25 protein-coding genes and 1 tRNA gene are annotated in these 24,676 nt (G+C 64.5%); 4 read left to right on the forward strand and 22 right to left on the reverse strand.

Going from position 1 to position 24,676, the window contains the following annotated elements; genetic code table 11:
• Positions 1-9: 9 nt before the first annotated feature.
• The 5 genes from ACN4E0_RS06525 to ACN4E0_RS06545 form a co-directional block, all read right to left on the reverse strand.
• Positions 10-1,761 carry a phage tail sheath family protein gene (locus ACN4E0_RS06525; protein ID WP_419566701.1) on the reverse strand — a complete coding sequence of 584 codons (1,752 nt, stop codon included), beginning with the start codon at positions 1,759-1,761 and terminating at the stop codon, positions 10-12.
• Positions 1,762-1,810: 49 nt separating this feature from the next.
• Positions 1,811-2,596 (reverse strand): hypothetical protein, encoded by a 786-nt coding sequence (locus ACN4E0_RS06530; protein ID WP_419566702.1) that lies wholly within the window; start codon positions 2,594-2,596, stop codon positions 1,811-1,813.
• 14 nt (positions 2,597-2,610) lie between these two features.
• Entirely contained in the window at positions 2,611-3,225 is a 615-nt protein-coding gene (locus tag ACN4E0_RS06535) for a Pvc16 family protein (RefSeq protein ID WP_419566704.1), read from the reverse strand.
• On the reverse strand, positions 3,225-3,509 hold the full coding sequence (locus ACN4E0_RS06540; RefSeq protein ID WP_419566705.1) for a hypothetical protein: 285 nt from the start codon (positions 3,507-3,509) through the stop codon (positions 3,225-3,227). The genes ACN4E0_RS06535 and ACN4E0_RS06540 overlap by 1 nt, the downstream gene beginning before the upstream one ends.
• A gap of 137 nt (positions 3,510-3,646) precedes the next feature.
• The gene (locus tag ACN4E0_RS06545; protein WP_419566707.1) at positions 3,647-4,744 is read right to left on the reverse strand and encodes a sigma-54 interaction domain-containing protein; all 1,098 of its coding nucleotides are present in this window, start codon (positions 4,742-4,744) and stop codon (positions 3,647-3,649) included.
• Between the two features lie 590 nt (positions 4,745-5,334).
• On the opposite strand from ACN4E0_RS06545, the gene ACN4E0_RS06550 reads away from it, so the two are divergent.
• Positions 5,335-6,660 carry a hypothetical protein gene (locus tag ACN4E0_RS06550; protein WP_419566708.1) on the forward strand — a complete coding sequence of 442 codons (1,326 nt, stop codon included), beginning with the start codon at positions 5,335-5,337 and terminating at the stop codon, positions 6,658-6,660.
• On the opposite strand, the gene ACN4E0_RS06555 is transcribed toward ACN4E0_RS06550, so the two are convergent.
• The 12 genes from ACN4E0_RS06555 to aspS form a co-directional block, all read right to left on the reverse strand.
• Complete coding sequence (locus tag ACN4E0_RS06555) at positions 6,657-7,373, reverse strand: TIGR02594 family protein (protein ID WP_419566710.1); 717 nt, start codon at positions 7,371-7,373, stop codon at positions 6,657-6,659. The two genes, ACN4E0_RS06550 and ACN4E0_RS06555, sit on opposite strands and share 4 nt — an antisense overlap.
• Positions 7,374-7,401: 28 nt before the next feature.
• Complete coding sequence (locus tag ACN4E0_RS06560) at positions 7,402-8,577, reverse strand: ComEC/Rec2 family competence protein (RefSeq protein WP_419566712.1); 1,176 nt, start codon at positions 8,575-8,577, stop codon at positions 7,402-7,404.
• 19 nt (positions 8,578-8,596) lie between these two features.
• A complete protein-coding gene (locus tag ACN4E0_RS06565; RefSeq protein ID WP_419566713.1) occupies positions 8,597-10,480 on the reverse strand; it encodes a S8 family serine peptidase in 1,884 nt (627 codons plus the stop codon).
• 3 nt (positions 10,481-10,483) lie between these two features.
• Complete coding sequence (locus ACN4E0_RS06570) at positions 10,484-11,590, reverse strand: patatin-like phospholipase family protein (protein ID WP_419566714.1); 1,107 nt, start codon at positions 11,588-11,590, stop codon at positions 10,484-10,486.
• Positions 11,591-11,944: 354 nt separating this feature from the next.
• Positions 11,945-12,021 (reverse strand) — tRNA-Met (locus ACN4E0_RS06575).
• Positions 12,022-12,101: 80 nt separating this feature from the next.
• Positions 12,102-12,785 carry a Crp/Fnr family transcriptional regulator gene (locus ACN4E0_RS06580; protein ID WP_419566716.1) on the reverse strand — a complete coding sequence of 228 codons (684 nt, stop codon included), beginning with the start codon at positions 12,783-12,785 and terminating at the stop codon, positions 12,102-12,104.
• Positions 12,786-12,813: 28 nt separating this feature from the next.
• A complete protein-coding gene (locus tag ACN4E0_RS06585; RefSeq protein ID WP_419566717.1) occupies positions 12,814-13,344 on the reverse strand; it encodes a 2'-5' RNA ligase family protein in 531 nt (176 codons plus the stop codon).
• Entirely contained in the window at positions 13,341-14,312 is a 972-nt protein-coding gene (mltG, locus tag ACN4E0_RS06590; RefSeq protein WP_419566718.1) for an endolytic transglycosylase MltG, read from the reverse strand. Before mltG ends, ACN4E0_RS06585 begins: the two co-directional genes overlap by 4 nt.
• Position 14,313: 1 nt before the next feature.
• Entirely contained in the window at positions 14,314-15,573 is a 1,260-nt protein-coding gene (fabF, locus tag ACN4E0_RS06595; RefSeq protein WP_419566720.1) for a beta-ketoacyl-ACP synthase II, read from the reverse strand.
• A gap of 93 nt (positions 15,574-15,666) precedes the next feature.
• On the reverse strand, positions 15,667-15,903 hold the full coding sequence (locus tag ACN4E0_RS06600) for an acyl carrier protein (RefSeq protein ID WP_006834437.1): 237 nt from the start codon (positions 15,901-15,903) through the stop codon (positions 15,667-15,669).
• Between the two features lie 111 nt (positions 15,904-16,014).
• On the reverse strand, positions 16,015-16,944 hold the full coding sequence (locus tag ACN4E0_RS06605; RefSeq protein WP_419566721.1) for a hypothetical protein: 930 nt from the start codon (positions 16,942-16,944) through the stop codon (positions 16,015-16,017).
• Positions 16,945-17,061: 117 nt separating this feature from the next.
• Entirely contained in the window at positions 17,062-18,849 is a 1,788-nt protein-coding gene (gene aspS, locus ACN4E0_RS06610) for an aspartate--tRNA ligase (protein ID WP_419566722.1), read from the reverse strand.
• A gap of 181 nt (positions 18,850-19,030) precedes the next feature.
• On the opposite strand from aspS, the gene rnd reads away from it, so the two are divergent.
• From rnd to ACN4E0_RS06625, 3 genes are all read left to right on the forward strand, one after another.
• A complete protein-coding gene (gene rnd, locus ACN4E0_RS06615; RefSeq protein WP_419566724.1) occupies positions 19,031-20,233 on the forward strand; it encodes a ribonuclease D in 1,203 nt (400 codons plus the stop codon).
• A 7-nt stretch (positions 20,234-20,240) separates the two neighbouring features.
• Positions 20,241-21,137, forward strand: a complete 897-nt coding sequence (locus tag ACN4E0_RS06620) for a LysR substrate-binding domain-containing protein (protein WP_419566725.1) — start codon at positions 20,241-20,243, stop codon at positions 21,135-21,137.
• Between the two features lie 259 nt (positions 21,138-21,396).
• Positions 21,397-21,810 (forward strand): response regulator, encoded by a 414-nt coding sequence (locus ACN4E0_RS06625; RefSeq protein ID WP_419566726.1) that lies wholly within the window; start codon positions 21,397-21,399, stop codon positions 21,808-21,810.
• Between the two features lie 22 nt (positions 21,811-21,832).
• Here the strand turns inward: ACN4E0_RS06625 and ACN4E0_RS06630 are convergent, their stop codons facing one another.
• From ACN4E0_RS06630 to ACN4E0_RS06650, 5 genes are all read right to left on the reverse strand, one after another.
• On the reverse strand, positions 21,833-23,020 hold the full coding sequence (locus ACN4E0_RS06630) for a sensor histidine kinase (RefSeq protein WP_419566727.1): 1,188 nt from the start codon (positions 23,018-23,020) through the stop codon (positions 21,833-21,835).
• Between the two features lie 194 nt (positions 23,021-23,214).
• Positions 23,215-23,439 (reverse strand): hypothetical protein, encoded by a 225-nt coding sequence (locus tag ACN4E0_RS06635; protein ID WP_419566728.1) that lies wholly within the window; start codon positions 23,437-23,439, stop codon positions 23,215-23,217.
• Between the two features lie 59 nt (positions 23,440-23,498).
• Positions 23,499-23,642 carry a hypothetical protein gene (locus tag ACN4E0_RS06640; protein ID WP_419566729.1) on the reverse strand — a complete coding sequence of 48 codons (144 nt, stop codon included), beginning with the start codon at positions 23,640-23,642 and terminating at the stop codon, positions 23,499-23,501.
• A gap of 57 nt (positions 23,643-23,699) precedes the next feature.
• Complete coding sequence (gene infA / locus ACN4E0_RS06645) at positions 23,700-23,966, reverse strand: translation initiation factor IF-1 (protein ID WP_419566730.1); 267 nt, start codon at positions 23,964-23,966, stop codon at positions 23,700-23,702.
• Positions 23,967-24,206: 240 nt separating this feature from the next.
• Positions 24,207-24,413 (reverse strand): hypothetical protein, encoded by a 207-nt coding sequence (locus ACN4E0_RS06650; protein ID WP_419566731.1) that lies wholly within the window; start codon positions 24,411-24,413, stop codon positions 24,207-24,209.
• Between the last annotated feature and the right edge of the window lie 263 nt (positions 24,414-24,676).

The following is a 24,676-nucleotide window of genomic DNA, read 5'->3' on the forward strand; positions in this document are numbered from 1 at the left end:
TCGGCCTCCTTAATCGCGGGAATCGGCCGTCTTCTGGCCGATGCGGAAGATGACGAATTCTGCGGGCTTGAGAGCGGCGACGCCGACCAGGCAGACCAGCCGCCCGTTATCGAGATCGTTCTGCGTCATCGTGCTGCGGTCGCAGCGCACGAAGTAGGCTTCCTTCGCGCTCGCCCCCAGCAGGGCTCCGTTGACCCACTCGTTGTAGAGGAAGTTCTCGACCGTGGTTCGTACATTGGCCCACAGTCTCTCGCCATTCGGCTCGAATACGGCCCATTGGGTGCCGCGATCGATCGAGGCCTCGAGATAGAGGAAATAGCGCCGCACATTGACGTATTTCCACTCGGGGTCCGAACTGGTCGTGCGCGCACCCCAGACGCGGATGCCCCGGTTGGGAAGCTCGCGAATGCAGTTGATGCCGAGCGGATTGAGCAGTTCCTGTTCGCCGAAGCGGACCGAATATTCGAGACCGAGCGCGCCCGAGACGGTTTCGTTGGCGGGAGCCTTGTGGACCCCGCGCTGGACGTCGTTGCGGGCGTAGATCCCGGTCACGAAGCCCGATGGCGGCAGCACCAGCTCTCCGGGTTCACCCGCCGCCCCCGCCACGGGATTGGCCGTCCGGATCCACGGATAATAGAGCGCGGCATAGGTGCTATCGATCTTCGATTTCACCTCGGTAACGGCACCGTTGCCGCTCGGCAGGAGCGAAGGCGGGGGATCGAGTACCGCGATGCGATAGGACCGCCGGGTTTCCGCATGCGATACCAGCATGCCGTTGACGCTGGCAGGCAGAGGCGCGGCAAAACTCGTTGCCCCCGGCGCCGCCACGATCGAGATGTCCTCGATCGCCAGCAGCCCGTCGAGCGCCGACTGGAACTCGGCGCCCTGCGGCGGGCCATCACCCGAGTTACCGCCTTTGAGTTCGACCGATCTTTCGGTCTTGGCGCCGAAGATGGTCTCGCGGACCTCGACACCCTTGGCCTTGTCTCCGATCGACAGCACGACGGGATTGTAGAGCGCGTCGCCCGGATTGGGCGGATTGCCTCCCAGCACGCTGCCGCAATACCGCGGATGGAGTGCATGGAAGCCCAGCCCACCTGCCTCGTAGATGACCCCCGATGCGTCGCTCACCATCACGGCAAGCGAAACGATGGTCACGTCGCCGTCGTCGGCGAGGTTGGTGAACGCAGAGGCGTTGCCCGCGCTCGTTTCCATCGGTTCCGAGCCGATGACGTAATACTTGTCGCCGGCCCGCACCATCGTCCCCGCAGGCTGCTTGAGTGCGAGCTTCTTCGTCGAGGCCAGTTCTTCCTGCACCAGCTGCACCGTCAGGTTCGCACCCGACGGCCCGGCCATCACGCTGCCGATCGGGTTGCGGGCGTCGAGCTTTACCGTCTTGTTCGCCGGCGGGTTGGCGCCATCGTTGAGGGCCCCGGAGGTCGCGTCGCCCGCGTTCGCAGGTTCGATCCGCGCGACATAGAGCCGGCCCCCGCCATTGTTGAAGAACGCCCGGGCGGCATGGGCGATGTAGTTGAGGGTGCTCTTGCCGTTGATCACCAGATTGTCGAGCCCGCCATAGGTGCGCTCGAAATCTGCAAAGGATGTGAGGAGCGGCGGCCGCGCCGGCTTCTTGCCCGAACTGATGGGGCCACGGGCGGTGAGGCCGACGAAGGCGGCGGTGCTGGTACCGACCCCCTCGATCGATTTCGCCCGGAAGCTGGTTTCCTCGACATAAACGGCGGGTGCCAGATATTCGGCCATCGTCAGAGACTCCTGCGCTTGGGATGGGATTGAAAGGCGCGCGCATGGGTCATGGCGCACTCCAGGAAAGGGTCGTGGTGCGAAGCTGCCCGGCAGCAATCTTGACGGTTGCGGGGGGTGTCGCCGAGCCGGCGAGCCGGGCGACGACATCGTCGGGGTCGACGAACCCGCTCATCCGGGCGAGCGAACGGCGTTGCGCCGAGGCGAGATCGGCCGGATCGTTGAAGGACACGAGGTCCGGATCGACGATCGTGTCGAACTTGGCATTGAGATCTGGGGTGACGTTCGCCCCGCCGCCGCTATTCGACAGCGGCACGGTCTGCAGGGCAAGCATCGCTTCTCCCGCCGCATTAGTGATGCCGATCGCCTCGCCCCGATTGCCGTTCGGCCGCATCCGTACGATGGCGCCCTCGATCGGGAAGTGATCGCCCTGGCGTGTCACGGTAACGAGCGCGGCGGCGGACATGCCGGATATGCCTGCACAGGTTCCGAAGGGGATCGCCACCTCGTGCCAGCGAAACAGCGAGTTCGCCTGGTTGCGATGCGACGGATCCGGATCGCGCGGCAGCTTGAGCGTGAAATCGCGGGACATGAATTTCCCGCCGAACGCCTTGATCGACATGACGGCGTCGACGCTTCCGATCGCCGGGGCCGCAGGTTGTCCGGAAAAGGACAGATGATGCGTGGGCAAGGCATCCGCTCGCGTCACGACCCATTCACCCGCCCCCTTCTCCATCAGGTCGAGACCCGGTGCGGACGCTACGAGCCTCTGCCCGACCGGGCGCCCCAGTGGATCGCGCAGCCGGAATGCGGCGAGGACCCGGCGGTCGAGCAAATCCATCGCGGCGGTCACGAGGCCGGCTCCAGTTCGAGCGGGTCGGCATCGGAAAATCCGAAACGGCTGGCGACGACGACTTCGCGGTCCGCCTCGAGCGAGCGGCGGACCCGCAGGATGCGCGCCACGACGGTCGCGCTCAGGTGCAGCTTTTGACCGGTCGCATCCCAGATCTTGGCAATCGGCTCGGCGGCAGTCGGTGTCGCCACGACCTGCAGCGTCTCGTCTCGCTCCCACATCGCCTCGCCCTTGAGCATCGCGCGATCGAACAACTGGTGGGCCGAAAGCTCGAGCAATGCCCACGCGAGTGTGCCCTGCTCTTCCTCGGGCTTGGGCGACCATGAGGCGAGCAGATAGTGGAGTTCGAGTGCAATCTCGGGTCGCTGCGGTTCGCCCGGTATCTTGGGCCTGACGGGGGGCTGGTCCGAGGTCCCCAAGTGAAAGCAGGTCAGGGTGAGGCCGGTCTTGGGGGCTTCTCCGCTCACCAGCTTCGCCAGCGAAAGCTGGCTGATCTCGACGGCTGCCGGCACCGGGCCCAGCTGATTGGCCTTCGCCATCAGGTCGCGACGGGCGCGCAACATGGCGACGATGCTCTCCCCGACCTGGTTCACGGCGGCAATCGTTGCCATCAGGAGCGCCTCCCCCGGCCGTCGCGGGCGCCGGCGCCCCCGAACTCAAGGCGATAGCGCCCCCAGCAATCTTCGATCTGCTGGCGGAAGCGGTCGAAATGACTGGGGCTTGTGACGAGCTCGGCCGCAGGCCTCAGCCCCTCGCCATCGTCCGGGATCTGCCCGAAACCGAGCCGGATTTCCGCGAGACTCGCGTCGAGCTGGAGATGATTGACGTAGAGCGGTGCGGGCGAACGCTCGGGCGCCCCGTCTGGGGCCGCTGGCTTCTTGCCTGCTTCGGTCACTCCCGTTCCTCCATGGCGGCATTTTCGCAAAAAGCGTGCCAACCAATTCGATACGGTTTTACAGTGGGTTACCGGAAAGTGCGGTGTTACAGTTACACAGTCTGCGACAGCGGAGCGTTACAGGTGGGCCGCCGATGTTACACGTCCTCGCTCAAGCCGAGGCGCGCCATCTTGCGATAGAGCGTCATACGCGACCAGCCGAGCAGCTTCGCAGCCTCGGACTTGTTCCCTTCGCAGCCTCTGATGGTTTCGCGGATCAGCTCGGTTTCGGTAACAGGAGCAGCGACCTCTCCGACCCTGCGCGGGGCGATCGCCCCCTGCATCCCCGACACATGGCGCGGCAGATCGCCCACATCGATCACGCCATCGGTTGAAGAGAGGCCGGCCAGTTCGATGCAATTGCGCAACTCGCGCGCGTTGCCCGGCCAGAAGTACGACACCAGCGCGCATTGCGCCGCTTCCGAGAATTGCAGCGGCCCGACCGGGTGCGACGTTTCGACCTGATGCGCAAAATGGCGTGCGAGAGGCAGGATATCGGATCGCCGCCGGGACAGCGGCCACAGTTCGACCTGCGCCACGGCAAGGCGGTAATAGAGATCGCTGCGAAACCGGCCGGCGCTTACTTCCTCGGCAAGATCGCGGTTGGTGGCAGCGATAATGCGCACATCGAAGCTGGTCGGATCGCGGGCGCCGAGGCGGTACACGCTCCCGGTATCGATCGCGCGGAGCAGCTTCGCCTGTCCCAGCGGCGACAGTTCGCCGATCTCGTCGAGAAACAGCGTACCGCCATCGGCCAGCTTCAGCTTGCCGGGATAGCTGCGCGTCGCTCCGGTGAAAGCGCCCTTTTCGTAGCCGAACAGCTCGCCTTCGAGCAATTCGTCCGGGATCGCCGCACAATTGAGCGCCACCAACGGACCGGTCCTGCGCAACGACCGGTCGTGGAGGTCGAGCGCGACGACTTCCTTCCCGCAGCCCGTCGGCCCGGTGATCACCGTGGTGACACCGAACCGCGCGAGCGAGCCTACGTGGTCGCGGATCGTCTGGATATGCTCGCTTTCGCCAATTATCCTGCTTTGTCGACGATCCTCGACCGCGTGGCTATCTCCCGCCGCCGCCTCCCGGCAGAGCACGAGCACCTTGGCATCGCCTGCCAGCCGGTCTTCGACCCCGCGCAGCGTGTCGATCGAGGCAATGCGAAATCCGGCCTGGCGCACGACTGCGGAAAGGTGGCTCACCGAGCGCGCCCCGGCATGCTTTGCGAGACACAGAATCTCGGAACTGTCCTGCAAAATCGCCGCCATTGTGCCGCCTCACTCCAAGGCATCTGCCGCGCTTGCGGCAGACACGATACCTGCGGCCATGAGAGTCCGATTTGCTGCGTCGACCCCTTCCTTCGAGGAAGGCCCTTCAGGCAACACACCAGGTCACAACCGATCCCTCAAGCTCGCCAGCGACCCGCAAATCCCGTTTCCCCGTTCCCGTACCGATGGGCTGGACTCGTCGCCCGCAGTATAAGGGAACCGCCGTTCCCGGGCAATTCCGTCGCAAGGTTTCGCGGGGTGGTTTCCAAACATATTCGGTCTGCGAAACAATATTTCCGGTTTCGCTACATCTTTGTTTCGGCGATCGGTTAAGTTCAAAGATTTCAACGTCAATTATAGTTAACGGCGCAAGGCGAGAAATGTAAATATTCGACAGGGTGGCCAGTCGCATGGCGCAGGTATACAATTACCGCCCGGCGACCCGTCACTAGAAGGCGGTGAAGCGTTTGGAGGAAGGGATGAGTCGTTTCCTTACACGTCGTGCAAGGGTCCTGGCCCTTGCCATGGGAGCGTTGATCGCGCTCGCAGTGGTGCCCGGATCGGCGGAAGAGCCGCGTCAGGTGACGGTGCAATCGCGACTCAGCACCTCGGAGATGCGCTCCCTCGACGCCGCCGTCACCCGGCTTCCCGCAGACAGGGTAGTCGACGCCCAGGGCACGGTTCGCGACGAGGACGACATTCCCGAAACACGCTATCGCGCGGCCACCACGGCCGTGCTGCGCGATCCCAGGATCACCTCCCCCACCGTCGCGCCCACGCAAGCTGCGCAACCGACCCTGGTGAGGCCCGGCTTCACCGAAGTCGTCGAATTGCGCCCCGATCTCGAACGGAAGGCAGAAGCGGCGTTGGCATCCAAGACCGAAATCCGGTCTGCGCTGGCCGACGAGCAGGCCCGGATGTTCGTGTTTCCCGGCCTGATCCGCCAGACCGGATCCGACGGCGAACCGCTCAACCTTAAGGCGTTTGCCCTCACCCGCGAGAAGCTGAGGTACGATCGTGAAACCGGCCAGTACGTGGGCTCGATCTCGGTCGGGCTGGCAGATATCGGGCCGGGCGCAGGCGTTCGCGAACTGACCGCGCCCGAAGTCGTGGAAGTGATCGGCAGCGGCACGGCCGATCCAAGCCCCTTCATCGTGTCGAAGACGAGCCCGCCCTTCGAGAATATCACTATCCGCGTGCCGACGGCACCCGACGGCGCCCTGCTTCGGATCGTGACGCGCTTCGATCGCGAGGGGATCGAGTTGCGCCTTCCCCTGCAACCGATCCTCAAGGTCAGCCTCGATGCCGGCTCGATCGAGGGCTGGGGCATCGGCACATCGACCGTTACCGTCACGGCGGGCGGAATGGACAATCCGGCCGGCAAGATCGTCAATCTGACCGTGGATCCGTTCGGCTATATCTCACCGTCGTCGGTAAAGCTCGACGCCGCCGGCGAAGCCACGGCGCTGTTGCGGTCCGAATCGACCGGAATGGTCACGGTCAGCGGTTCGATGATCGGCATGCCGGCGAGCGAGGACCGGATCCAGTTCAGCTTCCCGTTCCGGACCCTGTTCGCCAGCCTGCTGGGAGCGCTGATCGGGGCGGCAATTCGCCTGATCAGGCCGGGCTCGGGCCCCCGCCCGGGGATCGGCGCCCTGCTGCTGTCGGCGCTGGTCGGCGTAGTGATCTGGGGGGCCTATGCGGTGGGGATCAACCTCCTCCCCTTCACCGCGAGCGTGACCGTGGGCTCGCTGCTGGTCGCAGTGATCTCCGCGCTGGGCGCCTATTTCGGGACAGGTCTGCTCGACGGCAAGGCGCGCGCCGATCCCGAGGCTGCCGCAGAGGACTAGGCTTCGTTGGTCGAAAAGAAGGAATCGCCCGCAGCGAGTTCCACCTTCTCGGTCACGCACACCGGAGCGCTCGCGGGCCAGCGCGCTTCCAAGAGCCGGTCGCGCGCTATGCGTACGATCGACACGGAATTGCCCTGGTTGCCGCCGAGAACGTGAAACGCATCCTTGTCCTCGCCCGCATAGAAGCCGACGTGCCCCTTCCAGCCGTCGATCTTCCCGCGCCAGAAGACGAGGATCGAGCCGAGCATGGGACTGCAGGGGGCACCGAATTTCAGCCAGTTCCGGGCACCCAGCGGATTGCCAGGCAGCAATTCGCTACTGAGCGTCGACGACACGCAGTGCGCGACGAACAGACCGCACCAGGGAATGTCGTCGTCGCGATAATCGATCCCGGCCTTCTTGGCCCAGTCGATGATCTGCGGTTCGTTCCCCGGCCCGACCACTTCGCGAACCCCCATGAGCCGCCGCGCTTCCTGGAACCACGGGATCGATGGGTCGTCCGACGGCGCGACGGCCATTTCGTTGCCGAGCAGGACCACGCTGGTCTTCGGCCCGACGACGCCATCGGCCACCAGGCCATGATCGGCCTGGAAATGGCGGACCGCGGCTTCCGTCAGGCGCCCCCAGACTCCGTCGACCGGGCCGGGATTGTAGCCCTTGCGCGCCAGCGCGTGCTGGATCTGCTTGATGTTCTCTACCGATTTGCTCGCCATCGCTACTCTCCTCGTTTTCGAACTGTAGTCAGGCCGTCCGGTCGCCACCGCCCGCGACGATCTTCACCGCATCGGGGAAGGTCCTCGTCAGCGTCTCGATGCCATGGGCCTCGTCGGACCATTCCTCGCCCTTGAACAATTCCTCGCGGCGACGGTCGATACGATCGAGCGGATAGGTGAAGTGCAGCACGGTGTGCTTCTGGCCCCGCGCGGCCACGATCCATTCGATACACGGCCGCTCGGGATTGCCGTGCCCGCCGTCGCCACTCAGGACGTAGCGCGTGGCCGGAATTGCCTCGAAGAATTCGGCCGTGACATTGCGGTCGCTGCCGTGGTGCGGAACCTTGAGCAAGTCGACCTCGAGCTTTCCCGCACGATCGGCCAGCCCGCACTGGGCAATGGCATCGAGGATCTTGTCGCCCCGCGCATCGCCGGTCAGCAGGTAGCGTTCGTCGCGGGACTCGATCAGAAACACCAGGCTCGAGAGGTTGGCGACCGATTCATCGGCAAAGGACGCCAGCAGGGCCTCGCCGCTGTCGCGTCCTCGCTTGGTCCGCTTGAGCCAGTCGTCATACTCTTCCTCGAGCGCGGACAGTTCGGATTCGAGCGGTCCGAGGACGGTAATTTTCAGATCGTCGATTTCGACCTCGGCACCGCCGGCGGACTTGATCAAGGAGCCGCCGAATTCCGGGTTCACGGGAATACTGAGCGCCTCGGCGAGCTTGCGGATCGCGTGCCCTTGCGAAACGCTGGCCAGCACCTGCCAGTCGCGAAAGGGCATGTCGCCGCCGCGCGGGATATCCGCTTCTCCCGCACTCGCGGTACCGAATTGCTTGGTCAGCTGCAGCCGTGTCTCGGATTCCTTGTTGCCGATGATGTCGTCGAAGGAATTGTGCCACAGCCGGCGGATGCGGAACCGTGGCGGTTTCCCTTCTTCGGCGCGTTCATGCAGGTCCTTCAAAAAACGCACGATGCCGTTGACGTGGTCGTCGTCGATGTGGCTGACCATCATCAGGTCGATCACGAGCGGCTCGCCGTCCGGGATACCGCGTTGCTCCCGAAGCTCTTCCAGACGGGGAAGCAGGGCTTCGTGGTAGACGCCGGCCGGTCCGCCATCGATCAGCGCGAGACGCGGATCGTCCTCGCTGCCGAAATGCAGCAGCATGCAGTCGCCGTGACGGGCAGGCAGGACCTCAAGTTCCATTGAACTTCCTTTCTCATCCTCAGATTGTCTGCATGGCGCGCAGGACGTCGATCAGCCCCGCCCCCTGAAAGCTGCGTTCCCGGCCGAGATCGGTGCAGCTATCCATCAGCACTCGCTTGATTTTCCCCGGGCGACCGATGAATTCCGAATTGCGCGCCATCAGCAGGGCCGCGGCGCCGCTGGCGTGCGGAGCCGCCATGCTGGTTCCGTCGCGCGTATCGTCGGCCCCCTCCTTCCCGCCGGGGATGGCGCTGAGGATTTTCTCGCCGGGGGCCAGCAGATCGGGCTTGGCCCGGCCATCGCCCGTGGGCCCGCGGCTCGAGAAGAAGCTCACCCCGTAATTGTGCGGCGAAGTCCGATGGGTAGCTCCCACGGTCAGCACCGCTTCGGCATTTCCGGGATCGGTGATCGACGACGGGGCGTAGCTGTCGAAGCTTCCGCCACCGCTGAGCTGGTAATTCTGGTATCCGCGATTGCCCGCCGCGGCGACCACGAACACCCCCGACGAAACCAGCCGCTCCGCCTCCTCACAAACCGGGGTCGCACCGCAGGCATAGTTGCGGACCGAGTGCGGGATGGACAGGCTCAGGTTGGCGCCATGGACGATCTGGTAGTTGTTCTGGGTGTTGAGGAAGCGAATGAATTGCATGGCCGCGATCACATTGAATTCGGTGTCCGCCTCCGTCGCGCCGACCACGCGGAAATCCATCAACCGGATGTCGGGGCACACGCCGGTAAGACGTTGCCTGGTCTTGGCCGGATCGCTCCCGTCCCGCTCGCGCCAGTCCGCCGCGAGAATTCCGGCGACATGGGTCCCGTGCGCAACATCCGGGGGCGCCGGCGACGCCACTTCGATATACCGCCTCGCGAGCCCCCAATTGACTGGGCGCCCCCTTTCGGCCTCTTCCGCGAGCAGTTTGAGATCGGCCTTGGCCTCTGCCGCGGCCTCTTTCGATCGCGTGCTCGCGAAGGTCCTGGCCGCTTCGTCGAGCGCCCGAGAATTGAACAGGTAGTCGGTCGAAATCAGATCGCGCAGGCGCGAGAAATCGAACGTCGCCACGACCCTGCTGGTGCCTGCGGCCGACGCGTGATCGACGAAGGCCGGGTGCTCCGCGTCGATCCCGGAATCGAGGATCGCCCATGTGATTTCGGAGCAGTTGACCGCAAAGAGGAGGCGTGCGCTGTCCGCCTTGACCGTCAAGGCCGAGCGATTGACGGCCATCTCCACCGGTCGATTGAGCGACACGGCAAAGACGATCGGATCGGCCATCGCCGGACATGTCTTGGTCAGGCGCCGGAAAATGCCCGCGCCCGCTTCGGTCAGCGCCTCGAGCGAGACGAATTCGACGATTTCCTCGACCGTATCGAGCGTCCGCGGCGGCTGCCCTGTTTCGATCACGTCGCCGAGCGCCTGGACCGCACCCAGCAGGGTGAAGAAAACCGCGGCGCGCCGGACGGCGAACGGAAGATTTTCGCCGTCGCTGGCCATCGGCAGGGTCCCCTGCTTCTCTTCCTCGCGCATCAGGGCGATATTCCGCGCGATCGCATAGGCAAGATCGCTTGAGACGATCTCCTCGTTGCAAAGCGTCCGGAACCAGCCGGTCGCCGGAAGCACGCTTTCGAGCACGCGCGCGAGGCTGAGCCGGGCCACCACGACCCCTTCGAGAAACGAGACGCGCGGCTCTTCGTCCTCGCGGGCAGCACGCGAAAGATAGGCGGCCAGCCCCGAAGCCGGTTGCGATTTGTAGGGTGTGATCAGCAGGTCGAGCCGCCCGCGCGGATTCGATGCGAATGCCGCCAGCACATCGCCGCGGATCGGCGAATCCTGCACCATTCGCCCGTCGGCGCGCGGGCCGAGAAGAAGCCGGTCGATGAGCTGCGGGCCGAGCGAGAGGTCTGCCATGGCTCAGAAGCTCCGATCGGGATAGGGCAGCCTCGAACCGCGCGCTGTGGCCTGCCGGTAATAGGCGCGCACCGCGGCATCGCACTGCACGTAGCCGAGGTTGATCAGCCGCTCCTGCAGATCGGCATCCAACGCCTTGAGACGCGTTGGGGTCTGCGCCAGCCGGAGGACGGCTTCCGCCGACACGGGGAATGGGTCCGCCACGTCGAACCGCTCGATCGGAGTACGGATGCTCCAGAAGGCGCCGGCGCGCTCTCCCGCCAGGTAGTCGCCGACGAGCTGGCGGCTCCGCAGCGCGTGGACCTGGGCATGGATGACCGAGAGGACGCGGCTCGTGTGCGTCACCCAGTTTCTCGGCGGATCGGGATCCATGTCCAGCGCAGCGCCGCCGTCCGACACCAGCACGTCGCGGTAGCGCTTGTAGATCGTTTCCAGTCCGTAATTGTCGTAAATGCCGCCATCGCTCAGCATGATGTCGGAAAAATAGTCGTCCGGCACACCGGGAACCCGGATGTCGAAATCCTCCGGCGAGACCTTGAGGATATAGGGTGACAGCACCGGAGGGAACGCCGACGAGGCCGTGATCGCCTCGGTCAGGGGTAGCTCGGGCCGCGAAATACGTCCTATCTTCCAGTCGCGCATATGGAATTTGGTGAACCGCCACAGCGCGCCGCTCTCCAGATTGGTCGCGTTGAAGACGAACAGCGGGAAATCGGGGAGATCCTGCAGCGTCGCGCCGCCGAACAGGTGCTTGTCGTAGGCCTTGGCCACAAAGTCCGCCGCATTGCCCGGAAGAAACAGCCCGCTGAGCGACGACGACTTGTCGATCGTCCGCCCGGCCATGGTTCGCAGCTTGTCGACGAAGTTTTCGAAAAGGGCATCGCGGCTGGCGATCTTGTCCCAGGCAAGCGCGAGCACGCCGGCGGCGATCGACCCGCCCGAAACGCTGGAAATGCGCTTGATTTCGCCCAGCAGCCCGAATTCGTGGAGGCGGATGATCGCGCCCACGTGATACAACATGGCACGGTAGCCGCCGCCCGACAGTGACAGGCCGATCCCGTCTTCCGGTGTACCTTCGACCTGGTCGTCGACTTCTGCTGGTCCGGCCATTCGCGTATCCCCTCGAAGGGGCTGGTCGCTCGACCTCGGCGGCGTTGCGTGCCGTCAGGCGGGCAATCAGCGATACTCGCAGCGGCTGCCTTGCGGAGGAATGTGATCCCGTCCCATTCCGGGTTCATCGCCCCAGACAGCGCGGTGCAATTTTAGCTCGCGACTCGAAACTCCCCCAAATTGGACCTTTCCCGGCCGAAATATAGGACGAAATCGACGCTACCGCCCCGCGAAACGCGTGTTCCGGTCGCGGAAATTGCCCGTTCAAGGGCTCACAAGCCCCAGCGCATCAGCACGGTGCCGGTGCTTCGGAAGAACGTGGTCGCGGGAAAACCTGCTTCAAGCAGGAGGATTTGGTAGCGGAGGAGGGACTCGAACCCCCGACACGCGGATTATGATTCCGCTGCTCTAACCACCTGAGCTACTCCGCCCCAAAGAGGCATGCCGGGGCAGATGGCCGCTCGGCAGGCGGCGCATTTAGGGTGGCCGGGGCACGCGGTCAACCGCGCATTTACGCCTCGCTCGCGTTTTCTGCGAAGCCCTGCGCGGCCGCCTCGTTCATCCGCCTGACCTTCGCCGCGAGACCGCGATTGAGCGCGTGCGTCAGCGCGGTATCGACCTCGGGCACCGCTCGCGCATAATGCGCCAGCGCGTCGCGATCGAAGGTGGCCACCCGCGACCGCTGGGCGACGATCACGGTGGCCGAGGCGGTCTGGCCCGACACCAGGCTCATCTCGCCGAGAAATTCCTCCGGCCCGCAGGTCCCGACGATCCGGCCGTCGCATTCGACATGCACCCCTCCACGCGCGACATAGATCAGCGGTGGATCGAGCTGGTGCTGGCGCATCAGCACCTCGCCCTCCTCGACATCGCGCCATGTCATGAGATCGCGCAAATGCTCCTGGCGCCCGGGATCCTCGATGCCGAGCAGGCGCTCGAACAGGCCGGTTTCCTCTTCCAGCATGGCACCGCGCCGCGCCCGGCGACGGAGGACCGAGATCTGCACTGTATTGACGGCGACGAAGACGAAAGCGACCACCGTCCAGCCGACCTGCCCGGTCAGCGCGAAATGTCCGAGCAAGCCCAGCCCGGCGACCAGCATCGCATAGCGCAGCTGCCTGATCGTCGTGGCGGCCATCGCGACGACGGCCAGAAGCGCGGCTCCATAGGCCAGGATACTGGCAACTCCGGACATATCCGATCCCCCCTGTATCAGGGGTTCCTTATGCCGCGCCCCGCCCGCGAAATGCAAATTCCTTTATCATCTCCCATGGTCCGCCACGATAGCGATGCAACGCCAGGCCGCGAAACGCGAAGGGACGCGCCGCAATCGTGCCGGCCAGTTCCGCCTGGAGCGCCCTGGCCTCCTTCCCGCTGACCTTGTTCTGCAGGGTCACGTGGAGGCGGGGACGATGCTGGTCCTGCTGGGTCAGCATGCCGAGGAAATGATCGGCGATCATGTCGCGCAGGGCGAGCATGGCGGGGCTGGACAGTTTCACCGCCGTGCCGCGGCCGAGCGACATGATCCCTTCGACATGCCCGGCAACGGGCGCGAATTCGCCGGCAAGCCGCGTGAGATAGCTCGACGCCTCATCCTCGCATTGGGCGGGCAAGGCATGGAACAGCGTGACATGCGCGTCGAGATAGTTGCGCTCGGGCGGGAAATGCGCGCTGCGCAGCGCGGTGAAACGGGCGTGGAGGTCGCGCGGCAATTGCGCGGTGACGATCAGCGGGGCATCGCCGTCCCCGCTCACATTTCCCCGCGCTGGCGACGGATTTCGAACCATTTGGCGACGTTGCGATTATGCTCGTCGAGCGTCTCGGCAAAGGCGTGACCACCACTGCCGTCGGCGACCATATAGCGCGCGCTGGTCTTGGCCGGGTTGAGCACCGCCGCGATCGCCTCGCGCCCCGGATTGGTGATCGGCCCCTTGGGCAGCCCGACCATGGTATAGGTGTTGTAGTCGTTGATCGCCGCGATCTCGGATTGCTTGATGCGGCGCCCGAGCGGCTTGCCCCTGGTGATCGGATAGATGATCGTCGGGTCGGCCTGCAGCAGCATGCCGTCCTTGACCCTGTTCGAGTAGAGCCCGGCGACCATGCGCCGTTCGCTCGGCTTGCCGGTCTCCTTCTCGACGATCGAGGCGAGGATCACCGCGTCCTTCACATTGTCGACCGCGATGCCCTTCGCGCGCTTGGGCCAGGCTTCGGCGAGATAGTTCTGCATCGCCGCCTGCATTCGCGCGAGCACGGCGCTGCGCGCCTCGCCGCGCTCGAAATCATAGGTATCGGGCAGCACCGAGCCTTCGACCGGCACGGGGATTTCGCCGGTCAAATTCTCTTCCGCCATCAGCCGCTCGTGCACCATGATCGAGGGCATGCCTTCGGGAATGGTGACGAAGCGGCGGATCACCTCGCCATGCTGGAAGGTGTCGAGAATGGTTGCATTGCTGGCACCGGCGGGCAGCAGGAACTCGCCCGCCATGATCGGGTCGGACGAGCTGAAGATCTTGGCACGCAGCAGGAAGCCGTCGGCATCGCCGATCAGGCCCTCGTCGGAGAGCTTTTCGGCCACTGTGGTCAGGCTCGCACCCGAGGGGACGATGAAATTGGTGTCCTCCTCGACATTGGCGCCACCCCACCAGCCCGAGAGGAACCAGATCGCGCCGATCGCCAGGACCAGCGACAGCACGCCTGCCAGCAGGCAGCCGGCCTTTTTCACCTCAGTCGACCTTCTTGACGATCAGCGATGCATTGGTGCCGCCGAAGCCGAAGCTGTTGTTGAGCGCGGCTTTGACCTCGCGCTTCTTCGCCTGGTGCGGGACCAGGTCGACACCCTCGGTGCCCTCGTCGGGATTGTCGAGGTTGAGCGTGGGCGGGACGATCTGGTCGCGAATCGCGAGGATGCAGAAAATCGCCTCGACCGCGCCGGCGCCGCCGAGCAGGTGGCCGATCGCCGATTTGGTCGAGCTCATCGACGCGCCGCCGAGATCGTCGCCGAGCACGCGCTTGACCGCGCCGAGCTCGATCGTGTCGGCCATGGTCGAAGTGCCGTGGGCGTTGACATAGTCGATGTCGCTCGTTTCCATGCCGGCCTTGCGCAGCGCCATCTTCATGGCGAGTTCGGCGCCCTTGCCCTCGGGATGCGGGGCAGTGACGTGGTAGGCGTCGCCCGAGAGGCCGTAACCGACCACCTCGGCATAGATCTTCGCGCCGCGCGCCTTGGCATGCTCGTATTCCTCGAGCACCACCACGCCCGCGCCCTCGCCCATGACGAAGCCGTCGCGATCCTTGTCGTAGGGGCGGCTCGCCTCGGTCGGGCGATCGTTCATGCTCATGTTGAGCGCGCGGGCCTGCGCGAAGCCGGCCACGCCGAGCGGGTTGATAGTTGATTCCGCGCCGCCCGCCAGCATGACGTCGGCGTCGCCGTCCTTGATCATGCGCGCCGCGTCGCCGATCGAGTGCGCGCCGGTCGAACAGGCGGTCACCACCGCGTGATTGGGGCCCATGAGGCCGTATTTGATCGAGACCTGGCCGCTGATCAGGTTGATCAGCCGGCCGTGGACGAAGTGCGGCGAGACGCGGCCAGGACCGCGTTCGTGGAGCACGATGCTCTCGCTCTCGATCCCCGGCAGGCCGCCGATGCCCGAACCGATCGAAACGCCGGTGCGCTGCTTGAGGTCGTCGTCCATGTCGACGAGCCCGGCGTCTTCGAGCGCCTGGCCGGCGGCGTCGATGCCGTAGACGATGAAGGGATCGACCTGCCGCTGAACCTTGTGGTCGACGCGCTTGTCGGGGTCGAAGCCGAATTCGTGGTCCTTGGGCTTCACCTCGCAGGCGATGGTGCATTTCTGCCCGGTAGTGTCGAAACGGGTGATCGGCCCCGCCCCGCTCTTGCCCGCGATCAGGTTTGTCCACGTTGTTTCGACATCACCACCAAGGGGGGTGACGAGGCCAAGTCCGGTAACGACCACACGACGCATGTAAATCTCCGCAAAAAGACAACAGGCCCGGCCCGCTATCGGGTCGGGCCTGTCCGGTCCCGCATGATGGGCGGGATTCGAAAAGCGTGGGCCTTAGCCCTTGTGCTCTTCGATATACTTCGTCGCATCGCCCACGGTGGTGATCTTCTCGGCCGCATCGTCGGGGATTTCGACACCGAATTCCTCTTCGAAGGCCATCACCAGTTCGACGATGTCGAGGCTGTCCGCACCGAGGTCGTCGATGAAGCTGGCTTCCTGGGTGACCTTGTCGGCCTCGACGCCGAGGTGCTCGACGACAATCTTCTGCACGCGGTCGGCAGTATCGCTCATTTTTGTCCCTCTCAGATTTGGGGGTTTGTGAATTGCCTGTCGCCCTAATGAACGCAGGGGCACAGCGCAAGAGGGTGGCGCGGCAAAGCGGCCGACGCGGTGGACCGGTGCCTAGCTTCTCCCGGCGGCATAACGCCGTTCCAGCTGACGTTCCGCCTCGATCTGGCTGTCCACACGGTCGAGCCCCGCACGCGCATAGTCGCGCCCCTCGGACGTCGCCATCACGCGGCCGTAGAGGCCCGCGGCATCCTCGAGCCGGCCTTCGCGCTCGGCGCACAGACCCGCATTGAAGGCCACCGAGGAGTGTTCGGGATAGACGGCGAGCATTTCGGCGAAACGCGCGCAGGCAGCCTCCTGATCGGATTTCGTGAGCCGGACGGCATCCTTGAACGCCCCGGAATCGGCTTTGCTCAATCCCTTGCGGCTTTCCATGATCCGCACTTCCTCGTGACGATATTCGGGCGCGAGATCGAGGCGCACGCGGCCGGCGAATTCGTCGACCAGCGATTGGGTCATGTCGGTCGCGGATGGTTTGCCTCGCTCGTCGGCGCAATAGCGCTGCGAACGCAGCAGCGTGTCCTCGGCGGCGTAGAGCGTTCCGCCCTCGCGGGCGATCAGCCGCAACACCGGCTGGAGCGTGACGGTCAGCTTGCGGCACGCGAAGACATCCACCGTTTCCTCGATGCATTTCTTCCGGTCGTCACGCTTCAGGCAGCGGGTGACCTTCTTCTCTCCGTCGCGCGTATCCGAACGCTGTTCGCTGGCGGTGCCGCGCAGTGTGGCCGCCTTGGGTGTCGGCTCGGCGGCGGGAGCTCCCGCAGCGCCGTAGATGTTGTAGGTATTTCCGCCGGGCGATCCGGATTTCACCGTGAAATAAGGTCGCGAATCCAGCCGGACTTCTTCCAGCCGATCGGTGATCGCGATCGCCAGCAGTTCGCCCATATCGCCGCCGAACCGCTCGACCGTGATTTCCTCGATCTCTACGGCGGCCGGATCGCGCGCCGCGTAGACAGCGTCCACGTCGAGCACTTCGGCCGACACGAGTGTCGGACAAAGCAACGCGGGCGCTGCCGCAAGCATAATCTGATATTTGCGCATGATCCTCCCCTGAGCGGGGCAAGCTAGATCACCGGCTCGGCGCTGTCATGCGCAAATCTGTCAGCTCGCCTCGGGCTTGGGCGCCTCGACCATGCGGATGTGGACGTCGCGCAACTGGCGCGGGCTGACGAGGCTGGGTGCGCCCATCATCAGGTCCTGCGCCTTCTGGTTGAGCGGGAACGCGATCACCTCGCGGATGTTGGGCTCGTCGGCCAGCAGCATCACGATGCGGTCGATCCCCGGAGCCGAACCGCCGTGCGGCGGGGCGCCGAGCTTGAATGCCTCGATCATGCCGCTGAAGTTCTCGTCGACATCGGCCTGGCTGTAGCCGGCGATCTCGAAGGCCTTGTACATGATGTCCGGGCGGTGGTTCCGGATCGCGCCGCTCGACAACTCGTAGCCGTTGCAGACGATGTCGTACTGCCAGGCCTTGATGTCGAGCGGGTCCTGCGTTTCGAGCGCTTCCATCTCGCCCTGCGGCATGGAGAAGGGGTTGTGGCTGAAATCGACCTTCTTGAGCTCTTCGTCGTATTCGAACATCGGGAAATCGACGATCCAGCAGAACTTGAAGCAGCCTTCCTCGATCAGGCCCAGTTCCTCCGCCACCCGGGTGCGCGCGGCGCCGGCCAGCTTGGCGGCGTCCTTTTCCTTGCCCGCGGCGAAGAACAGGCCATCGTTCTCGCCCAGCCCCAGCTCGGCATAGAGCTTTTCCATGCCCTCGGTACCGTGGTTCTTGGCGATCGGGCCGCCGAATTCGCCGCCCTTGCGGGTGACGTAGCCGAGCCCGGCGAAGCCTTCGCGGCGCGCCCAATCGTTCATCTCGTCGAAGAACTTGCGGCTCTTCTCATGCGTGTCCGGCGCCGGGACCACGCGCACGCGGCCGCCCGAACCGACGATCTTCTCGAACAGACCGAAGCCGGAGCTGGTGAAATGCTCGGTCACGTCGCTGATGATCAGCGGGTTGCGCAGGTCGGGCTTGTCGGTGCCGTATTTCAGCATCGACTCGGCATAGGGAATGCGCGGGAACTCGCCTGCGGGAGTGACGGTCTTGCCGCCCGAGAACTCCTCGAACACGCCCGCGAGCACGGGCTCGATCGCCTGGAAGACGTCTTCCTGCGTGACGAAGCTCATCTCGAAATCGAGCTGGTAGAATTCGGGGCTGCGGTCGGCGCGCAGGTCTTCGTCGCGGAAGCAGGGCGCGATCTGGAAATAGCGGTCGAAACCCGCCACCATGAGCAGCTGCTTGAACATCTGCGGCGCCTGCGGAAGCGCGTAGAAACGGCCCGGGTGGAGGCGGCTGGGAACGAGGTAGTCGCGCGCGCCTTCGGGGCTCGAGGCACCGAGGATCGGCGTCTGGAATTCGCTGAAACCCTGGTCGATCATCCGGCGGCGCAGCGAGGTGATGACCTTGTTGCGGAGCATGATGTTGGCGTGCACGCGCTCGCGGCGCAGGTCGACGAAACGGTACTTGAGACGAGTTTCCTCGGGATAGTCCTCGGCCGAATTGACGATCAGCGGCAGCTCTTCGGCACGGCTCTGGACGCTGACTTCGCGCGCGAAGACCTCGATCTCGCCGGTGGGCAGGTTTGTGTTCACCGCCACATCGGCGCGCGCCTTGACCACGCCGTCGATGGTGACGACCGATTCCAGTTTGATCTTGTCGAGGATCGGCAGCGCCGCGCTGTCCTCGTCGGCGACGATCTGCGTGATCCCGTAGTGGTCGCGCAAATCGACGAACAGCACGCCCCCGTGGTCGCGCTTGTTGTGCACCCAGCCCGACAGGCGAACGGTTTCGCCGACGTTTTCCTTGGTCAGCTGTGCGCAGGTGTGGGTACGATAGGCGTGCATCTAAAATCTTTCCATTTTCGGAGCTATGGCGCTAGGGGCGCGAGCGTCGCGCTCCTCTAGCAGGAATCGCGCGCGCTAACAGGGCACGGACGGACTTTTGTCAAGTTCACTCGCGCCCGGTTGAACTGGGGCCTCGCCGGCCCGTGGGCGGTACTCCGCCCGACAGAAATGAAAAGATACGATGAAAATACATGAGCTGATTACCGAGACCGAACCGCTGGCGGAACTGTGCGAGCGGCTGGCCCAGAGCGAATTCGTCTGCGTCGACACCGAATTCATGCGCGAGAACACCTATTGGCCCGAACTCTGCCTGGTGCAGATCGGCAATGAGGAGGAAGCCGCGGCGATCGATCCGCTGGCGGACGGCATCGACCTCAAGCCGCTGTGGGACCTGCTGTGCGACAATGAGGAGGTGCTCAAGGTCTTCCACGCGGGCGGGCAGGATGTCGAGATCGTCTACAATTTCACCGGCAAGACGCCGCACCCAATTTTCGACACGCAGATCGCGATGATGGCGATCAGCCAGTCGGAACAGATCGGCTATGCAAATCTGGTCGAAAGCTGGCTCGGCCTGACGATCGACAAGGGCGCGCGCTTCACCGACTGGAGCCGCCGCCCGCTGACCGAGCGACAGATTGAATATGCCATAGGCGACGTCACCCACCTCGCCGATATCTTCCCGCGCATCCTCAAGAAGCTGATCAAGACCGGCCGCGGTGCCTGGCTCGATGCCGAGATGGACAAGCTCGCCGACCCGGACAATTACGCCAACGACGCCGGCAGCGCGTGGCAGCGGATCCGCTCGCCGGGGCGCAATCCCGCGGTGCTCGGGCGCCTGAAGGCGCTCGCCGCCTGGCGCGAGAGCGAGGCGCAGCACAAGAACATCCCGCGCGGCCGCATCATGCGCGACGAGACGCTGGCCGACATCGCCAGCCACCCGCCCAAGAAGCAGCCCGACCTCGCCAAGGTGCGCGGCCTGTCGAATGCCTGGAAGGACAACGATATCGGCAAGCGGCTGATGAAGGTGCTCGAGAAGGCCGAGCCGCTGCCCAAGGACGAAATGCCCGACAAGCCGCAGCGCGGCGCGCCGCTGGGCAAGGAAGGCGCGCTGGTCGCCGACCTGCTCAAGCTGCTGCTCAAGATCCGCGCGCGCGAAATCGACGTCGCCGCGCGGCTGCTGACCAAGGCCGACGAGATGGAAGCGCTCGCCGCAGGCGTGCGCGACCTCAAGATCCTCGAAGGCTGGCGCTACGACGTCTTCGGCAAGGATGCACTCGAACTGGTCGAGGGGCGGCTCGCCTTCGCGGTCAAGGACGGGCGCCTGCTGATGACCCATGTCGACGATCTTCACGCCGGCATGGTCGAAGCGCAGGCGGCGGAATAGGCCCCGCGTGAGCACTTACCTCCCCACGCTCAAGCAGTTGCAATATCTCGTCGCGCTGCACGAGCACGGCCATTTCGGCCGCGCGGCGGAGGCGAGCTTCGTCTCGCAATCGACGCTGTCGGCGGGGATTCGCGAGCTCGAATCGCTGCTCGGCGTGACGCTGGTCGAACGCAGCCGCCGCGTGGTCCGCTTCACCGCGCTGGGCAACCAGGTGGTCGAGAAGGCGCATCGCATCCTGCGCGAGGCGGAGGAACTGGCCGATCTGGTCCAGGCCGCGGGCAAGCCTCTCGCCGGCCAGCTGCGGATGAGCGTCATCCCGACGATCGCGCCCTTCATGATCCCGCGCTTCCTGCCGCGGCTGCGCAAGGAGCGGCCCGAACTCGAGCTCTTCCTGCGCGAAGAGACCAGCCACGACGCGGTCGAATCGCTTCAGCACGGTCGCGTCGACTGCGTGCTGCTCGCCCTGCCCTTCGCCACCGGCGAGGTCGAGAAGGCGCATATCGCCGACGACGAGCTCTATGTCGCCTTCCCCAAGGACGATCCGCGCGACCCGCCCGACCTGGTCCCGCCGAGCATGATCGACGAGGGCCGGCTGCTGCTGCTCGAGGACGGGCACTGCCTCAAGGACCATGCGCTCGCCGCCTGCAACCGCCCCGAACTGCGCGCCAGCGCGACGATGATCGGCACCAGCCTGCACACGCTGGTGCAGATGGTCGACAACGACCTCGGCCTGACCATGCTGCCCAAGATGGCCGTCGATGCGGGCATCCTCGACGGCACCGAAGTCGTCGCCCGCCCGCTCAAGAGCAAGACCGCCACCCGCGAAATCGCGCTGATCTGGCGCAAGAACTCGCCGCGACGGGATGATTTCGAACTGCTCGCCGAGGAATTGCGGGCGGGTTAGCCACAGGCCGGGCTTCAGCTCGATCAGTCGCCGCGGACATCGTTGCGGCCAGGCGTCCGTCCCTAAAGCGGGACGGAAGCCTGTGGTCGAGATTGGCACTACGAACGCGGAGCGCCGCCCTGCGGTTCGCCCTTCCGCAGGGCCATCGCGAGCCGGATGGCTCGAAGCCTGTATTGCGATTTCTGGCTGCGGCCCGGGCACACGATCGGATCCAGGCGAGCAATTCCGGAACCTAACGGCGCAGCCGGCGTTCGAGGGGGTGTCGTTCCACAAGGCGGAGGGGCTTTCCCAAAAGGATTACGTCCCGATGCATTGTGCCAATGCCGTCGTACTCGTCGTCGAGGACGAGATACTGATCCGCATGGATGTCGTCGATCAACTCACCGCACTTGGTTATATCATCATCGAGGCATCCTCCGGTCGCGAGGCGCTCGAAGCGCTCACGAATGCCGATGCGGTCCACATTCTCTTCACCGATATCGATATGCCGGGCGACCCTGACGGCGTCATGTTGGCGCACGAGGTGTCTCAGACACGGCCGGAGATCGGCATCATCGTCACGTCCGGCAAGACGGCGCTCGGTGAGGACAGATTGCCGGTAGGTTCGAGGTTTTTCCCGAAACCCTATGTACCCGCCACCATCCACGTCGCGATACAGGAAATACTGGGGTAATCCGACCGCGAGATAGCGCGTCCTATCCGGCCAGCGATGTGGGCGGCAGGATGATCTTCACTCGCAGGCCATCGGCTCGCCAATCGTAATCGATCGCCGCACCGAGCTGGCGGATCGTCGAGGCGACAAGCCGGGAGCCGAAATTCTGGATCTCGGGAGCCGTGGCCGAGGGCCCTCCGCTCTCGGCCCATGCGATCTCAAGCCCTTCGGAAGTGGCCGTCCAGTCGATCGAGACGGTGCCTCCGGCATCCTTCAGCGCCCCGTATTTGGTCGCATTGGTGGCGAGTTCGTGAAAGACCATGGCGAGGCCGGAAAGCGACTGCGCATCGACGGTATGGTCTTCCCCTTTCAGGCTTATCCGGTTGTCCGCGTCGCCATATCCCAGAGGTCCGAGAATTGTTGCGAGCAGCGTCCGGATCGACGTCATTTCGTCCGAACGGCCGCTCGCATTGCGCACGATGATCAGATCCTGCGCAGACGCAATCGCGCGGAGCTTGCCATTGACCTTGTCCGCCAGGTCCCGCGCGCTCAGCGCCGCCGGCACGTTCAGGTTGATGAGGCTTTGCGCCAGCGAAAACGCGTTCTTCACACGGTGCTGCAGTTCTTCCAGCACCAGCGACTCCGCTTCTTCGGCACGATTGCGCATCCGTTCCAGCCGTATCCGCTCGACAGCGATGGACGTCGTAAGCGCTATCGCCTCGATGATGTCACGATCGAGGTCCGAGGGCTGGCGCGGCTCGCGATAATAGTTGGCGAAGGTACCGAGGATGCTGCCATCGCCGGCCACGATCGGCACCGACCAGCAAGCGCCCAGATCGTGGGAGAGGGCCAATTCGCGGAAGTCGGTCCAGAGCGGATCGGCCGCTATGTCCTCGACGAAGACGGGACGCCCGGTTGCTGCGGCGGTGCCGCAGGATCCCTCTCCCTCGCCTATTTCCATCCCGTCGATCGCGGCATTGTATTCGTCCGACAGGCTCGGGGCAGCGCCGAGTTCGAGGTGCACCCCGTCTTCGGACAACAGCAGGATCGAGGCCAGCATCCCGTCACCGGTCTGCTCTTCGGCAAGGCGCACGATGTCGGATAGTATGGCTTCGCGATCGCCGCCCAGCGCCACGCGACCGAGAATCTGCTGCTGGCGACGCCAGACCTCCGCGAGATACTTGTCCGAAGGCAGGTCGGAGGGCGGTGCGAGCGAATCATCGGTCTGCATGTCTTCGATGACCGGCTCCCTTTCGGATTGGGTACACCGGCAGACCTAAGAGCCTTAACCCGCGATATCAAGCGCATGGCCTCCGTCATGGACCATTGTGGTGCCGCGTATTGCAGTTCGCGAAAACCCGGCCAGGCTTCCAGCTCCGGCGAAATTCGACCAGAGCCGATGTGGTCGGCGGGGCTACTCGCCGACTAGCGCGTGGCTTCGGCGCCCGCCCTGATCAGGGCCGAGTTGGCCAATTGGGTCTTGCTCCAGGCACAGGCCGCGGCGGCACCCAGCCCATGCTGGAAATCACTGATCCGTCCGGCGATGTGCGATGCCTTCGCCAGCTTTGCGAAACGGTCGTCATCGTTCGCGGCATCATCGGCCCCCATGAGGGCCCGCTGGTGCTCGGCATATTGTTGGTTCAGGTCCATGCCCGTTCTCCTGCTGTAGCGGGGATGCTGATGCATGGCCGCAAGTCTATCTCTGTCGCTCAGTCGATCATCGTTGCGACGAGCTGTCGCAACTCGGTGGCGGGTATGGGACTGGCACTGGCCCGTTCCCGATCCGCGCGCGGTGCATGGATTGCGCCATAGCGCAGCGAAAGTTTGGGGCGCGAGGCATCGCGCAGGTTCATTGCATTCATTATTGTCGTGTTCCGGCAGGTTGGCCCCGCCGCCTTTTCTTGGAAGTCTCAGCGCCCGTATCCGCGCTTGCGAGCGCCAGCGGGCGTTGGCCCCGGCGTTCGCTCGCGGAAGACGATCCGGCCTTTGGTCAGATCATAGGGCGTCATTTCGACGTGTACGCGGTCACCAACAACCGATCGGATACGATAGCGACGCATCTTGCCTGCTGTGTAGCAGATGATGCGATGCTCATTGTCGAGGGTTACGCCGAAACGGCCGTCGGGCAGGATCTCGTCGATCGCGCCCTCCATCGTAATGAGCTCTTCTTTCGCCAATCAAATCGTCCTTGCGTACGAAAAATCATCCGCACGGACGAATTCCGATGCGGAGCCGGGTAGGATGAAATGGAAGTGGTGCCGCTACCGCGCCAATGCGCAGAGTGTGGCAATCAAAATCCGTCGCAAACGACGTTAGGCAATTTCCATATAACAGCGTGCAGAAAAATTACAAGAGGCGCGTGCGAAGGATATGAAAATTGCTCGCGTTATCAGGCCACCCAGCCGCGCGAGGGGCGGTTATCTCTTCTGGCGACGGCTGTGCTCCGCCATCGCGTCGTCGAGGCTGGAGTATGTGTAAGGGCCGACCCGATATTGCGTCACGGTCACCGATGTGCCCCCTTCGAGCAATGCGGAGGACGCAGTGGGCTTGACCGAGCCGCCCTCGTTTTCCCACTCGTCGGTCGCCTGGGCCCTGCTGCCCGGGATTTCGGTATCCTGAATCATGCTACTGGTGTTCTCCGGTCCGAAAACGGGAGGCTCCGGCAGATCGGCTACGGTCTCGCTCAGGGTCTTCCAAGACCTGCCGGTCCGCAAAGAGCCCCCATTTCAGTCAGCCGACAACTCCGGGTAGGTTCACATAAGCGGACGTCGAAATGATCATCGCAGTGCGGCGGTTATGTCGCGCTGTCTGGAACGGCGGGTGACGGCCTTACATATGGAACAGCGGACTTTTGGATGCCTCTGTGTGGGCTTCTGGGCGAGACGCG

This window comes from Qipengyuania sp., assembly GCF_048550555.1.
Classification (GTDB): Bacteria; Pseudomonadota; Alphaproteobacteria; order Sphingomonadales; family Sphingomonadaceae; genus Qipengyuania.

Coding starts and splice junctions, on each gene's coding strand:
- ACN4E0_RS06525 (WP_419566701.1), bottom strand. CDS start 1,761: ATGGCCGAATATCTGGCACCCGCCGTTTATGTCGAGGAAACCAGCTTC.
- ACN4E0_RS06535 (WP_419566704.1), bottom strand. CDS start 3,225: ATGGCAACGATTGCCGCCGTGAACCAGGTCGGGGAGAGCATCGTCGCC.
- ACN4E0_RS06550 (WP_419566708.1), top strand. CDS start 5,335: ATGGGAGCGTTGATCGCGCTCGCAGTGGTGCCCGGATCGGCGGAAGAG.
- ACN4E0_RS06555 (WP_419566710.1), bottom strand. CDS start 7,373: ATGGCGAGCAAATCGGTAGAGAACATCAAGCAGATCCAGCACGCGCTG.
- ACN4E0_RS06560 (WP_419566712.1), bottom strand. CDS start 8,577: ATGGAACTTGAGGTCCTGCCTGCCCGTCACGGCGACTGCATGCTGCTG.
- ACN4E0_RS06565 (WP_419566713.1), bottom strand. CDS start 10,480: ATGGCAGACCTCTCGCTCGGCCCGCAGCTCATCGACCGGCTTCTTCTC.
- ACN4E0_RS06570 (WP_419566714.1), bottom strand. CDS start 11,590: ATGGCCGGACCAGCAGAAGTCGACGACCAGGTCGAAGGTACACCGGAA.
- ACN4E0_RS06580 (WP_419566716.1), bottom strand. CDS start 12,785: ATGTCCGGAGTTGCCAGTATCCTGGCCTATGGAGCCGCGCTTCTGGCC.
- fabF (WP_419566720.1), bottom strand. CDS start 15,573: ATGCGTCGTGTGGTCGTTACCGGACTTGGCCTCGTCACCCCCCTTGGT.
- ACN4E0_RS06600 (WP_006834437.1), bottom strand. CDS start 15,903: ATGAGCGATACTGCCGACCGCGTGCAGAAGATTGTCGTCGAGCACCTC.
- aspS (WP_419566722.1), bottom strand. CDS start 18,849: ATGCACGCCTATCGTACCCACACCTGCGCACAGCTGACCAAGGAAAAC.
- rnd (WP_419566724.1), top strand. CDS start 19,031: ATGAAAATACATGAGCTGATTACCGAGACCGAACCGCTGGCGGAACTG.
- ACN4E0_RS06630 (WP_419566727.1), bottom strand. CDS start 23,020: ATGCAGACCGATGATTCGCTCGCACCGCCCTCCGACCTGCCTTCGGAC.
- ACN4E0_RS06635 (WP_419566728.1), bottom strand. CDS start 23,439: ATGGACCTGAACCAACAATATGCCGAGCACCAGCGGGCCCTCATGGGG.
- ACN4E0_RS06640 (WP_419566729.1), bottom strand. CDS start 23,642: ATGAACCTGCGCGATGCCTCGCGCCCCAAACTTTCGCTGCGCTATGGC.
- ACN4E0_RS06650 (WP_419566731.1), bottom strand. CDS start 24,413: ATGATTCAGGATACCGAAATCCCGGGCAGCAGGGCCCAGGCGACCGAC.